The sequence below is a fragment of the uncultured Algibacter sp. genome (assembly GCF_963976535.1).
Classification (GTDB): Bacteria; Bacteroidota; Bacteroidia; order Flavobacteriales; family Flavobacteriaceae; genus Algibacter_B.
Map to the genome: position 1 here is coordinate 15,618 of NZ_CAXBLF010000044.1, position 13,436 is coordinate 29,053.

A 13,436-nucleotide genomic window follows, 5' to 3' on the forward strand; every position below is an offset into this window, starting at 1 on the left:
CTACGAATTTTAAATTTTATTTAAACTACTGAATACTGCTAACTGAATACTGCCTACTGAATACTGCCTACTTAACACTAAGAGTCGTCATGATAGGATAATGATCGGAATAGTGTTGGTTATAAGCTTGAAAACCATTGACATTAAAAGCTTTATCGGCAAAAATAAAATCTATTCGAACAGGGAAAAATTTAAAATCATAAGTACGTCCAAACCCATTTCCTGCTTCTTTAAAGGTGTCGTTTAAATCCCCTTTAATTTGTCTGTAAACATAAGAGAAAGCGGTATTATTAAAATCGCCACAGATTACTATTTTATATTTACATTGTTGTTTGTGCTTTAAAAACAATTCCGTTTGGAATTGTTGCATTTTAAATGTTGTGCCAATACGCTTAAAAAGACGTTCAGAATTTTCTTTTTTTAGATTTTCAACTTTAGTATCAATGTGCATCGACTCTAAATGAATATTATAAAACCTTATGGTGTCCTTCCCTTTTACTACATCGGCAAAAATGGCATTATTGGCAGTGTCTGGAAATTCAATAGAGCCAGAATTAACAATTGGAAATTTTGAAAAAATGGCTTGCCCAGATTTTATTTTCTTTCCTGAAAGTTTTTCAAACTTATACTTAAAAAAAGAAAAATCGATATTTTTTTGAGGATGATACTCTTGTATACTTAAAACATCAGGAGATTCTCTTTTAATAAAGTCAATAATTTTAGTTTCTATACCCTTTTCAGGAATCCATTCATAAAGATTAAAGAGCCTCACATTGTAATTCATCACTTTCATATTTTGAGGGTTTTCAATCTTTTTCGAAGCTGAAAACTTATATAATGATCCAAAAGAAAAGTAACCAATTAACAGCACAACAAATGATAACATAAACTTTCTTTTCAATTGAAAAATCCAATACAAAAAGAAAAGAACATTTAAAATTATTAAAAATGAAACGCCTAAATTAACTACGGCTAGTAAAGAAAATGTTTTAGGAGGCAAAAAAGGTAAAATGAACGATAGTAAGAGCAATACCGCCACAACAACATTTATAAAATAAATGATTTTATTTATAAAGCTTAGTTTTTTCATAGAATTGCTAGAAGCTAAATGACAGATGACTGATGTTTTACTTTAAGTTTCGCTTGAAAGCAATCATCATATTCATCAAATGAAATGATTCATTATAATGTATTTGAAGCTGTTCTTCTGAAATATACTTTCTTCTTAATGCTTTATGCAAACAAGTAACAACCTCAGCTAAAGAACGAATTGAATACCCTAAAAACCTATTTTGTTCAGGATTTGACTGACCAATAGAACCTTCAGAATTATTTAAAGCGACAGAGTCTATTGCTCTTAATAATTGAGAAGATAAATTATAATATTCTTTTTTAGGAAAATTATCAATCAAAATATTAACTACCTCTCCTAAATCCATAGCTTTTTGCCAAATAAGCAGTTTTTCAAACTTAAATTTACTCATAATTATGAGATTTCATGCAAGGTTTTGGTCTTCCGTATTCTATCATCAGTCTTCTGTCATCAAAATCACTTCCCTGCTTTAAATAAGAATTCCTTTTCTTCAGAAGTTAAACTATCATAACCACTTTTACTAATCTTATCTAAGATAACATCAATTTTCTTTTGATTGTTAAAGGCTTCAAAATCGCCTTTAGTATAGCCGCCTACTTTACTTTTATTTTTATGTACCGTTTTTAAAGGCGCTTTTTTTGATGCTTTGAATATATTAGTCACACTATCCATTAATTTTTCAAATCCTTTTCCTATGTCTTGTCCTTTAATTAATTGCTTCGCATAAAAGTAGCCTAAAAGTGCGCCTCCTAAGTGTGCCAAGTTTCCACCCGCATTTCCTGTTTCTGGATTGCTGATACCAGAGAAAACACCAATAACATCTAAAACCACAATAGCTGCACCAACATACCAAAGCTTTAAATTGAAGGTAAAAAAGCGTATCTCTTGGTTAGGCATATATGCACAAAGAAATATTAACAACGCTCTAACTGCTGCCGATGCCCCTAACAATCTTGAGTTCCCTCCAAACACACTAGGAAATAATGTGTAACAAAGCATAAATAATAAACCGCCAGCAATAGCGCCAAGAAAATAGATATTCAGTGCCATTTTAGGACTAAATAAGTTTAAGAACATACGCCCTAAAAAATACAACCAAAGCATATTAAATATTATATGCAGAGGATCATAATGAATAAACGCATACGTAATAATGCTCCAAGGTTTAATAATAAATTTTGAAAAACTACTTGGTAACTCAAACCAAACAAAATCAAATCTTAAGATTAAATGCAATAGAAAAACAACAACGTTAATGGCTACTATTTTTTCTAATACATTAAGATTGGAAAGCTTCTTTTTTATGTCTTGATTTAGTGAACTCATTAATTCCAACGGTTTTTATTAAACTGATTTTTCTTCCAATACCACATAATAAAAAAGCCAGTTAATGCGCCTCCAACGTGAGCCATATAAGCGGTATTACTTGGACTAAAGAATGATTGCCCTGTTATGCCTGAAACTAAATCTAAAATAATAATTCCAGGGATAAAGTATTTTGCTTTAATAGGAATTGGGAAAAATATCAGCATCAGTTTAGCTTCAGGATTCATCATACCAAAAGCTGCCAAAATACCCATAATACAACCAGACGCTCCAACCATAGACGCGTTGTATGCTGGATAAATAGCCTTCAACATTGAAACTTGAGACTGAGTTACACCAGCAATTGTTTCATTATTAGTAAGCATTTGTTTAATACTTTCTGAAGATAACCCAGAATCTAATAATGCATTATAATCAGGAAGATATAAAGAATAGTAAAACCCTACTTGAAGTAAAACGGCGCCTAAACCCGAAGAAATATATATAAACAAAAAACGCTTAGAACCTAAAACTTGCTCTACTGGTGAACCAAATATCCAAAGTGCAAACATATTATATAAAATGTGCATTAATCCACCATGCATAAACATGTGTGTAATAATTTGCCATGGTTTAAACGCATCATTTTTCGGAAAATACATGGCAAACCACTCATAAAATAAATCACCACCTCCAATGGTTAACGTGCCGATAAACATAATCGTGTTAATGATTATTAAATGTTTAACGGTTTCTGAAATTCGCATCATATATTAAATAAATTTTTTATCTAACTCGTCAACACTCATAGTTATAAATGTGGTTCTGTTAGTAGGCGATACATTAGGTTCTTTACAAGCAAACAACTTATTTACCAAATGTTCTTGTTCATCTTTTTGTAAGGACTGCCCTGTTTTAATAGCCAGACTTATTGCCATTGATTTTGCTAACAAATCGGAAGCACTAAAATGACTATCAGGTACTTCGTTTTCTACATCACTTATTAGTTGTTCTAAAATAATAGACACTTCACTTTCTGGAACACCAATAGGTACACCCGTAATATCAATAGATTCATTATTAACGCTTGAAAACACAAAACCAGTATGTTCTAAATCGTCTTTTAACTGATTTATAATAGCAATATCTTGCGGTGAGAAATGAAGTTGAAGTGGAAATAATAATTGTTGACTTGCCGCCTCTTTAATCGTTAAATTCTTTAGAAAATCTTCATATAAAACACGTTGATGCGCGCGATGTTGATCAATTACCAACATTCCCGATTTTATGGCACTCACTATATATTTATTATGAATTTGATACGTTGTATTGGTTTGTTCTACTTGATTATCATCATCAAAAATTGATGCTGTTTGTTCTTCGCTTTCAAACTGAACTTCTGTAAAGTCTTGCTTCGAGTCATTCCCCTTTGATTCTAACCCAACATATAAACTTTCCCAACTTGTGGTTGGTTCTTTTTTATACGCTACCGCCCTAGCTTTTGAGGCTGTTTCCTCTTGAAACGGATTAAAACTCTTATCTACTTCAACTTTTGGGATATGGGTATCTTTATTCTTATGATTATAGGGCGTATCTAAATTTGGGTCGCGCTCAAAATCGAGTACCGGTGCAATATTAAACTGCCCTAAACTATGTTTTATAGCAGAACGTAACAACGCGTAAAGCGTGTGTTCATCATCAAACTTAATTTCTGTTTTTGTTGGATGAATATTAATATCTATGGTTTGTGGATTAACTGTTAAATTTAAAAAGTAACTGGCATGCGTTCCATTTTTAAGTAATCCTTCAAAAGCCGATGCAATAGCATGATTTAAATAGGCGCTTTTAATAAAGCGGTCATTAACAAAAAAGTACTGCTCACCTCTTGTTTTTTTAGCAAATTCAGGTTTACCTACAAATCCTGAAATTTTGAGTACTTCAGTATCTTCTTCAACAGGTACCAATTTTTCATTGGTTTTATTCCCGAAGATATTAACAATCCGTTGACGGTAATTACTAATTGGTAAATTAAAGGCTTCACTTCCGTTGTTATATAAAGCAAAACTTATACTAGAATGTGCTAATGCAACACGATGAAACTCATCAATAACATGGCGTAATTCTACCGTATCAGATTTTAAAAAATTCCGTCTTGCAGGAATATTAAAAAAGAGATTTTTTACCGAAACAGATGTTCCTGTAGGCGTTACAACCACATCTTGTGAAACCACATTACTACCTTCTATAACTAAACATGTACCAATATCATCTTGTTCTTGTTTCGTTTTTAATTCCACATGCGCAATAGCTGCTATACTTGCTAAAGCTTCACCTCGGAAGCCTTTGGTGTGTAATTGAAATAAATCTTCAGCACATCTAATTTTTGATGTAGCATGACGCTCAAAACTCAATCTTGCATCGGTTTGACTCATACCCTTACCATTGTCAATAACTTGAACAAGGGTTTTTCCAGCATCTTTTATGATAAGTTTTATAGTATCCGCTCCAGCATCAATGCCATTTTCAAGAAGTTCTTTTACCACAGAAGCAGGACGTTGTACAACTTCTCCAGCAGCTATTTGATTTGCTACATGATCGGGTAAAAGCTGTATAATGTCTGCCATATATTATTTAGGTAAGAATATAGATAAATCGAAATCGATAATAAATAAAAACACTAAAAGAAGTACAGCAATAATAATTAAAATACGCTTGTTAGCTTGTCTATCTGGGTTATTTTTTAGGTCGTTTAATGCGTCATTAAATGTCCCTTTTAGTCCTTTATTGGCGCCAACCGTTTTTCTGTGTTCATCAAACTTATGCTTAATTTCAAATGGACTGCCTTCACCCTTATCATCGTAATAACGTGGTGTGTAACTAAATTTTTTATTTTTACGCAGTTTTAAAATTCCCATGATTTCTAAGTTTTTGGTTACATGTATTTTTTTTCTAATACATACATACAAATCAATAATAATACCAAAACCAAGATTAAGACTTTCATCGACATGGCACCTCGTGTTTTTACTTTTGTGCCTTTACTTTGTTGCCATTTTGAAACAAAATCCTTGGTGTTAGAATTTTTATCTAAACTAGAATCTGCTTGACTTTCTTTTGAAAATCTCGGTTTATAATTAAACGTTTTATGTTTACGTTGCTTTAACAAAATCTTGTGCTGTTGTGCCCCAAAAATACTCAAAATTAGACAGAAACTACGGATTGAAATGCCAAAAATTGTTAACAAACCGCATAGGGCAAATTCCAAAAAAAAAGAAAAAAACTAAATTCCAAAAGCCTGTAAGATTGTTACTATAAGATGCACAAGGAGAAAAATAGTCTCGCAAAGACGCCAAGTCGCAAAATTTTAAAAGAGACGAGAGACGGACGACCAACAAATATTGAATGTCAATTGCGACTGCAACTGTGACTGCGACTGCGACTACGACTAAATCTAACTATTCTTCCTAAGTTCCGCCATTTTAATAGCAGCAATAGCAGCTTCTATTCCTTTGTTTCCGTGTTTACCACCAGAACGTTCAATACCCTGTTCCATAGTATTATCTGTAAGGACACAAAAAATAACGGGTGTTTCACGCATCACGTTTAAGTCTTTAATACCTTGTGATACACCTTGGCAAACAAAATCAAAATGTTTAGTTTCTCCTTGAATAACACTACCAATAGCTATTACAGCATTAACCATTTGCTCTTGCATTTTTTTACAACCGTAAATCAATTCAAAGCTTCCAGGAACATTCCAACGAATTATATTATTAGGTAATACGCCATTTTCAATTAGCGTATCATGCGCCCCTTTATATAAACCTTCGGTGATATTATTATTCCATTCAGAAACAACAATCCCAAACCGAAATTTACTCGCGTTTGGGATTGTTGCTTTATCGTAATCTGATAAATTTTTATTTGCTGTAGCCATTATATAATTAAATTGGTATAGCTATTATTTGTTTGCCAACACCTGCGCTTTACCTATAAACACATCCACTTTAGAAGCTTCAGTAGAATTAGTGTAATCGTCTTTTATTCTTTTAAAATAAGCTAAAGCTTTATCTGCTTTTCCCAATTCTAAAGCTATAGTTCCAGCTTTAAATAAATACATTGGTGTTGTAAACTCATTATCACGCATTTCAGCAGCTTGCTCGTAGTAGTCTAAAGCATCTTCGGTTTGATTTAATTGTACAAATGCATCACCAATATTCCCTTTAGCTAAAGGCGCCAAAATCTCATCATCACTTTTAAAATTACTTAAATGCTCCACAGCATTTTTGTAATCTTTCAATCTTAAATAAGCTGTACCGGCATAGTAACTTGCAAGATTCGCAGAAGGTGTTCCGCTGTATTCTTCAATTATATCAAGCATCCCAAATTTACCTTCACCACCATTTAAGGCTAAGTTATAAAGAGAATCTTTTGCAGTACCAGTAACCGCTTGGTCAAAATATTTTTGAGCTTGAAACATATCATTCATAGCCGCTTCCTGTTTTGGTGTAGCAATGTATTCATTATATGCCAAAGACCCTAAAACCACAGCTGCAACAAGACCAATTATAATAAAAATATACATTTGGTTTTTTGCTACAAAATCTTCTGTTTTAGAAGCCGTTTCATCAAGTGTATTAAAAACCCCAGCAGTTGTAGAACCTTCTTCTATATTCTGTTGCTTTTCTCCTTTCGTTTTAGGTTTATGTCCTCTTTTTTTATAAGTTGCCATCTAATTGTTCTATATGATATGGTTCAAAACAATACGTCTGAACACAATTTATTAATGTGGCGCAAAAATATAATTTTTCTTCAGAACTAAAAGGGTATTTATTTGATATTTTTCAATAATTTGCACTTCTTTTTAAGAGTTTAACCACAAAACGCACTTAAAGTTGATTTTAAAATCACTTTCATTACTTAATTATAAAAATTTCGATAGTAAATCGTTCATTTTCAATGCTAAAATAAATTGTATTGTAGGAAATAATGGTATCGGAAAAACAAACGTGCTGGATGCTATATATCATTTATCATTCGGAAAAAGTTATTTTAACCCAGTAGCGACTCAAAATATTAAGCACGACGAAGATTTTTTTGTCATTAATGGCGATTATGATAAAGATGACAAAACCGAAAAAGTAGGGATTAGCCTAAAACGTGGGCAAAAAAAAGTGATTAAACGCAATGGAAAAGCCTATGAGAAATTTAGTGAGCATATTGGTTTTTTACCCTTGGTTATCATTTCTCCTGCAGATAGAGATTTAATTACAGAAGGTAGTAATACTAGAAGAAAGTTTATTGATAGCGTGATTTCCCAAAGTGATAAAACCTATTTAAATCACCTAATTAATTATAATAAAATACTAGCACAACGTAATGCTTTGTTAAAATATTTCGCACTCAATCACACTTTCAACAACGACACTTTAGAGGTTTATAATGCGCAGCTTACAGAATATGGGGCGCCAATATTTGAAAAGCGAGATGCCTTTTTAAAAGTGTTTATTCCTATTTTTAAATCGCGTTACTTAGCTATTAGTAATGGTAACGAATCTGTTGATTTAATTTATGAAAGCCATTTATTTGAAGACGATTTAAGTACACTTTTAAGAGCCTCGATAAATAAAGACAAAGCATTGCAATACACAAGTATTGGAATTCATAAAGATGATTTACACTTTAATATTGAAGATTATCCTATTAAGAAGTTTGGAAGTCAGGGACAGCAAAAATCTTTTTTAATCGCTTTAAAACTGGCGCAGTTCGATTTTATAAAAGCGCAAAGTGGCGTAAACCCAATTTTGCTACTCGATGATATTTTTGATAAATTAGATGAACAACGTGTGGCACAAATTATTAAATTAGTGGATGATGAGAATTTCGGGCAACTATTTATTAGCGACACACATGCGGAACGAACAGAAAATGCTGTGAAGCAGGTGCATCAGTCTTATGAGATTTTTAAGTTATAATGTGCTTTTGCAAACTAACTACTGACCTCTAAAAAGCTTAATGAAATCTGCTCTTTTCAATCATTTCTTTAAAAATTTGCCATTTCTTGATATCTCCATCAATATTATAAGTTACAGAATTTTTAAAGGCACTTGTAATACCTCCAATAACAGCTCCTCCAATAGCGCCTAATCCTCCAATAGTCGCAGCTCCTTCACCTGCGGTATAACCAAGAAAAGCGTCAGGATCTGCGGTTGATACGCCCAGAACAACCCCTATAATTGCTCCAGTTGCAGTCGCGGTTAATACATTATGTCCCGCAGATTTTTTGGTTTTTACATAACCTATGTCTTCAATACCCAATTCAATTAATTTATCTTCGTTTTTCAATCCGAAAACACTATCATTAATAAATGTAATATGTCCTTTTGCTATTTTTTTTCCTTCTATTGAATACACTCTAACAAAAAGATCATGCCATTTTAATTCCTTTTGAGAATAAGCATTGGCACTAAATATTATAGCAATGCATCAAAAAATTAACAGACTGCGTGAACGTATAAGAATTGATAATGATGCCTTTGATTTTGAGTAAGCCGTATGAGTGAGCGCATTAGGGATTGCAGTGGAAAGCCCACAGCGAGGTACGAGCGAGGACTTGCAACGGAAAGCCCGACCCTTGGGGTAATGCCAAAAACATTATATTAAAGTGACTTTTTTAAGAGTTGCGAGTCCAAATAATAAAGAAGTTAAAAATATTTTACCTTTTTTGTAACAAAATGAAACATTTATACGTATAACTATTGAACGACCTATTTATTCACAATTAAATTCAGGATAACATTAGATGAGACAACTTAAAATTACGAAGCAGGTAACTAATAGAGAGACCGCTTCGTTAGATAAATATCTACAGGAAATTGGTAAGGTTGATTTAATTACAGCCGATGAAGAGGTTGAATTAGCGCAACGTATTAAAGCTGGTGATCAATTAGCTTTAGAGAAGCTAACAAAAGCTAATTTACGTTTCGTTGTATCTGTAGCTAAACAATATCAAAACCAAGGTTTAACGTTACCAGATTTAATTAATGAAGGTAATTTAGGTTTAATTAAAGCGGCACAACGTTTTGATGAAACTCGTGGTTTTAAATTTATATCGTACGCTGTGTGGTGGATTCGTCAATCGATTCTTCAAGCATTAGCGGAGCAATCTCGTATTGTACGTTTACCATTAAACAAAATTGGTTCTATTAACAAGATTAATAAAACATTTGCCTTTTTAGAGCAAAGTCATGAACGTCCACCTTCGGCTGAAGAAATTGCTAAAGAGTTGGATATGACTATTAATGATGTTAAAGAGTCTATGAAAAACTCTGGACGTCACGTAAGTATGGATGCCCCTTTAGTTGAAGGTGAAGACTCCAATCTTTACGATGTACTAAATAGTGGCGAATCGCCAAATCCGGATCGTGAACTATTACACGAATCTTTACGTACAGAGATTGAACGTGCTTTGGAAACATTAACACCTCGTGAAGCAGATGTTATTCGTTTATACTTTGGTTTAGGTAACCAACACCCAATGACTCTTGAAGAAATTGGAGAGACTTTCGATTTAACTCGTGAGCGTGTAAGACAAATTAAAGAAAAAGCTATTCGTAGATTAAAACATACCTCTAGAAGTAAAATATTAAAGACTTATTTAGGATAGTAATTAGTGCTAATTACGACTAAATTACAATAACAAACAGTTACAACATAACTGTTCGTTTTTTGATTGATGAAAGAACCCCCGGCTGATTACCGGGGGTTTATTTTTTTATTAGCCAGCATTAAAAAAATCAATTTCTCACTAAAATTCATTCTTATATCTTTTTTAGTTAATTTAGCTCGAACCTAACAAAAACCAACCATTATTAAATATGATTAAAACAATTTGCTATATAAGTGATTCTCTAGAACATGAATGCTTAGATAAATTAACGACATTATATCTTAAAGCGAAAGCGAATAATCTTAAACATAATATAACCGGTGTACTTATTTATAAAAACCAAAATTTTTTACAAGTTCTAGAAGGTGAAGAAACCGTTATTCATGAAACCTATAAAAGAATTGAAAATGATTCTAGGCATAAAAACATTATTAAAGTTATAAACACGACTATTGAAGAACGTATTTTTGAGGATTATAACTTCGGGTTTACCATTGTAGATAACAAGCAAGGTTTAAAGAATCTTTATGACTATTTAGAATGGTTAAGAGCCGCAGAGAATAAAATAGCTAATAAAGTAATTACAATGGTTGAAAACTTTATTGAGCGCAAATAACAAAAAATGGGTAAAACCACTATTTTTGCTGCTACTAAAAACAACATATTAATATGAGCTCTAAATTAATTGCCCCTTCCATTCTAGCAGCAGATTTTGCTAATCTTAAACGCGATGTAGAAATGGTTAATAAAAGCGAAGCTGATTGGTTTCATATTGATATTATGGATGGTGTTTTTGTTCCGAATATTTCGTTTGGCATGCCTGTTTTACAAGCCATTAGTAAACATGCCAAAAAAACTATTGATGTGCATTTAATGATTGTTGACCCTGATAGGTATATAAAAACTTTTGCCAAATTAGGAAGTAATATTTTAACTGTACACTATGAAGCATGTCCCCATTTACATAGAACTTTACAAGCTATAAAAGCAGAAGGTATGCAAGCTGGAGTTGCTTTGAATCCGCATACAAATATTAGTCTTTTAGAAGACACTATTAATGATATTGACCTAGTTTGCCTTATGAGTGTTAACCCTGGTTTTGGAGGCCAAAGTTTTATAGAAAACACTTATGCTAAAATTAAACAATTAAAAGATTTAATTACAAGAAAAGATGCCTCAACTAAAATTGAAATTGATGGAGGTGTTACTAATAAAAACGCAAAACAACTGGTTGATGCTGGAGCAGATGTGTTAGTAGCTGGAAGCTATGTTTTTAAAAGCCAGAATCAACCTGAAACTATAAAGGATCTAAAAGCCCTTGCTAATTCTTAAAACTGTTTAATAAAATAGTTTAATAAATCGGTTGTTGTTACGATACCCATCAAAGCGCCATCATCTACAATTGGCAATGCATGAAATTCGCGGTCAGCTAAAATTTTAGCAACTTCTTTAATTGTAGTTTCACTAGTAACTGTAACCACATTTTTAACCATTACCTGTTCTATGGTGAACATATTATAAACAACTGATTCAACTGAATTAATTTCTTCATCATGAGTTTCAGCAAAACTAATCCGCATTAAATCTGTATAACTTAACATTCCTATTATAGCCTCGCCTGAAACTACTGGTATATGTTTTATTTTATGTCTATTAAAAAGCATTTCTGCTCTTTCTAAATCATCTTCTCTTGTCAATGCTATAATATTTTTGGTCATTATAGCAGAAATTGGCACACGGTCTCTCATAGTTTTCGATTTAAATCCTAAAGTAAAATTACTTCAGAATGAGAAAATATTTTATGACATAAATCACTTAATGCAAATATGTGAATACCGTTTTTTTAAGAGTGAAAAATGTGTTAAAACTGCTTTAATAAGTATTTTATAAGGTCGGTAGTGGTTACGATACCAACTAATATGTTATTATCAACTACAGGTAAAGCATGAAATTCTTTGGTTGCTAAAATTTCTGCTACTTGTTTTATTGAATTAGAAGATGAAATAGTTATAATATTCCTTTTCATTACTTGTTTGATAGTAAACATGTTATAGACAAGTGCATCAACACCTTCATCAATATTGTCTGTTAAATCTGCAAAACTGAGCCTTAACAAATCGGAATAACTCAACATACCCACTACAGCATTACTTGAAACTACTGGAATATGCCTAATATGATATTTTTTAAAAAGGTGTTCTGCTTTCTCAAGACTATCATTCTTTTTTAATGTGATGACATTCTCGGTCATTATCATTGAAATTGGTGCTTTTCGTATCATGACATTAAGTCTTAAAGTTTAATTACTCTAAAATTATTAAACTAAACCTTTAAAAAGTATGATAAAAGTCATGGAGCTAAATTAATACCTCTTAAAAATGAATATTTATTTTACTTTAAAATAAACTTCAAGGCACTGGATTCTATATTCTTGAGGTGCTTCAATAAATAATTTTAAGATAACAGCTCAAAACTTAATATTATTAGTAAATAAATCAAAACCAAGTAGCTAGTAATTTTTTTATATGCAACACGAAAAACATTTGATTTACTCTTGTTTTTAACTGTTTTTTATGTAATATCAACAACATAATTGTTTATTTTTATTTACATGTTAGTATAAATTAATTTTGTGAACTTTAAAACTTATTTCAAGCATGAAAACTTCAACAAAAGCACAGTTACTAAAAACAAGCACGCCTACAATAGCAACCATTTTATATAAATTAGGCTTAAAGAATCAATTTATTCAAGATGTTAAGCCATTAGCCTCTGGAAAGCCAAATATGGTTGGTGAAGCTTATACCCTACGCTACATACCAGCAAGAGAAGATCTAAATCCAATCACTGTATTTAGAGATCCTAAGCATCCTCAACGCGTGGCAGTCGAAGCATGTCCAGAAGGTTCTGTTTTAGTGATGGATAGTAGAAAATCTGCCAGAGCAGCTTCTGCTGGTTCTATCTTAGTTACTAGACTCATGGTACGCGGGGCAGCCGGTGTCGTTACAGATGGTGGATTTCGTGACTCCGGTATAATTGCTAAGCTACCATTTCCTTCTTTTCACAAAACACCTTCGGCACCTACAAATTTAACATTGCATCAGGCATTAGATATTAATGTTCCAATAGGATGCGGTGATGTTGCTGTTTTTCCTGGAGATGTTATTGTTGGTGATGATGATGGGGTTATGGTAATACCTGCAAATGTTGCAGACAAGGTGGCTGAGGAAGCAAGTAAAATGGAATTGTATGAGGCTTATGTTACCGAGAAAGTTATGGAAGGGCGCCCAATTATTGGTTTATATCCTTTAACCTCTGAAGACAATATTAAAGATTTTGAAAATTGGAAAGCGCTAAAAAAGAAATAAT

The 13,436-nt window shown here is 32.3% G+C and carries 17 protein-coding genes; 5 read left to right on the plus strand and 12 right to left on the minus strand.

Annotation, left to right across the window (positions count from 1 at the left end; genetic code table 11):
- Nucleotides 1–67: 67 nt before the first annotated feature.
- The 9 genes from AAC024_RS11695 to AAC024_RS11735 form a co-directional block, all read right to left on the minus strand.
- Nucleotides 68–1,090 (minus strand): endonuclease/exonuclease/phosphatase family protein, encoded by a 1,023-nt coding sequence (locus AAC024_RS11695; RefSeq protein WP_339895596.1) that lies wholly within the window; start codon nucleotides 1,088–1,090, stop codon nucleotides 68–70.
- A 37-nt stretch (nucleotides 1,091–1,127) separates the two neighbouring features.
- Nucleotides 1,128–1,484, minus strand: coding sequence for a four helix bundle protein (locus AAC024_RS11700; RefSeq protein WP_339895597.1), 357 nt, complete (start codon nucleotides 1,482–1,484; stop codon nucleotides 1,128–1,130).
- Nucleotides 1,485–1,549: 65 nt separating this feature from the next.
- A complete protein-coding gene (locus tag AAC024_RS11705; protein ID WP_339895599.1) occupies nucleotides 1,550–2,419 on the minus strand; it encodes a rhomboid family intramembrane serine protease in 870 nt (289 codons plus the stop codon).
- Entirely contained in the window at nucleotides 2,419–3,168 is a 750-nt protein-coding gene (locus tag AAC024_RS11710; RefSeq protein WP_339895601.1) for a rhomboid family intramembrane serine protease, read from the minus strand. The genes AAC024_RS11705 and AAC024_RS11710 overlap by 1 nt, the downstream gene beginning before the upstream one ends.
- 3 nt (nucleotides 3,169–3,171) lie before the next feature.
- Nucleotides 3,172–5,022 (minus strand): DNA mismatch repair endonuclease MutL, encoded by a 1,851-nt coding sequence (gene mutL / locus AAC024_RS11715; protein ID WP_339895602.1) that lies wholly within the window; start codon nucleotides 5,020–5,022, stop codon nucleotides 3,172–3,174.
- Nucleotides 5,023–5,025: 3 nt separating this feature from the next.
- Nucleotides 5,026–5,313: a riboflavin synthase subunit beta gene (locus AAC024_RS11720; protein ID WP_339895604.1), complete on the minus strand. Its 288-nt coding sequence runs from the start codon at nucleotides 5,311–5,313 to the stop codon at nucleotides 5,026–5,028.
- 17 nt (nucleotides 5,314–5,330) lie between these two features.
- A complete protein-coding gene (locus AAC024_RS11725; protein WP_339895606.1) occupies nucleotides 5,331–5,597 on the minus strand; it encodes a hypothetical protein in 267 nt (88 codons plus the stop codon).
- 252 nt (nucleotides 5,598–5,849) lie between these two features.
- Entirely contained in the window at nucleotides 5,850–6,335 is a 486-nt protein-coding gene (gene ribH / locus AAC024_RS11730; RefSeq protein ID WP_339895608.1) for a 6,7-dimethyl-8-ribityllumazine synthase, read from the minus strand.
- Between the two features lie 24 nt (nucleotides 6,336–6,359).
- The gene (locus AAC024_RS11735) at nucleotides 6,360–7,130 is read right to left on the minus strand and encodes a tetratricopeptide repeat protein (RefSeq protein ID WP_339895610.1); all 771 of its coding nucleotides are present in this window, start codon (nucleotides 7,128–7,130) and stop codon (nucleotides 6,360–6,362) included.
- Nucleotides 7,131–7,293: 163 nt separating this feature from the next.
- Here AAC024_RS11735 and AAC024_RS11740 point away from each other — a divergent pair, with 163 nt between their 5' ends.
- Entirely contained in the window at nucleotides 7,294–8,373 is a 1,080-nt protein-coding gene (locus AAC024_RS11740; RefSeq protein WP_339895612.1) for a DNA replication/repair protein RecF, read from the plus strand.
- A 37-nt stretch (nucleotides 8,374–8,410) separates the two neighbouring features.
- On the opposite strand, the gene AAC024_RS11745 is transcribed toward AAC024_RS11740, so the two are convergent.
- Nucleotides 8,411–8,812 carry a hypothetical protein gene (locus AAC024_RS11745; RefSeq protein ID WP_339895614.1) on the minus strand — a complete coding sequence of 134 codons (402 nt, stop codon included), beginning with the start codon at nucleotides 8,810–8,812 and terminating at the stop codon, nucleotides 8,411–8,413.
- 388 nt (nucleotides 8,813–9,200) lie between these two features.
- Here AAC024_RS11745 and AAC024_RS11750 point away from each other — a divergent pair, with 388 nt between their 5' ends.
- The 3 genes from AAC024_RS11750 (at nucleotide 9,201) to rpe (ending at nucleotide 11,399) form a co-directional block, all read left to right on the plus strand.
- Nucleotides 9,201–10,064: a sigma-70 family RNA polymerase sigma factor gene (locus AAC024_RS11750; RefSeq protein ID WP_072402889.1), complete on the plus strand. Its 864-nt coding sequence runs from the start codon at nucleotides 9,201–9,203 to the stop codon at nucleotides 10,062–10,064.
- 211 nt (nucleotides 10,065–10,275) lie between these two features.
- The gene (locus AAC024_RS11755; RefSeq protein ID WP_339895618.1) at nucleotides 10,276–10,683 is read left to right on the plus strand and encodes a BLUF domain-containing protein; all 408 of its coding nucleotides are present in this window, start codon (nucleotides 10,276–10,278) and stop codon (nucleotides 10,681–10,683) included.
- Between the two features lie 53 nt (nucleotides 10,684–10,736).
- Nucleotides 10,737–11,399, plus strand: coding sequence for a ribulose-phosphate 3-epimerase (gene rpe / locus AAC024_RS11760; protein WP_339895620.1), 663 nt, complete (start codon nucleotides 10,737–10,739; stop codon nucleotides 11,397–11,399).
- On the opposite strand, the gene AAC024_RS11765 is transcribed toward rpe, so the two are convergent.
- Nucleotides 11,396–11,815 (minus strand): CBS domain-containing protein, encoded by a 420-nt coding sequence (locus AAC024_RS11765; protein WP_339895621.1) that lies wholly within the window; start codon nucleotides 11,813–11,815, stop codon nucleotides 11,396–11,398. The two genes, rpe and AAC024_RS11765, sit on opposite strands and share 4 nt — an antisense overlap.
- Nucleotides 11,816–11,928: 113 nt before the next feature.
- Nucleotides 11,929–12,348 carry a CBS domain-containing protein gene (locus tag AAC024_RS11770; RefSeq protein WP_339895623.1) on the minus strand — a complete coding sequence of 140 codons (420 nt, stop codon included), beginning with the start codon at nucleotides 12,346–12,348 and terminating at the stop codon, nucleotides 11,929–11,931.
- A gap of 376 nt (nucleotides 12,349–12,724) precedes the next feature.
- Here AAC024_RS11770 and AAC024_RS11775 point away from each other — a divergent pair, with 376 nt between their 5' ends.
- Nucleotides 12,725–13,435, plus strand: a complete 711-nt coding sequence (locus AAC024_RS11775; RefSeq protein WP_339895624.1) for a ribonuclease activity regulator RraA — start codon at nucleotides 12,725–12,727, stop codon at nucleotides 13,433–13,435.
- Nucleotide 13,436 lies beyond the last annotated feature (1 nt).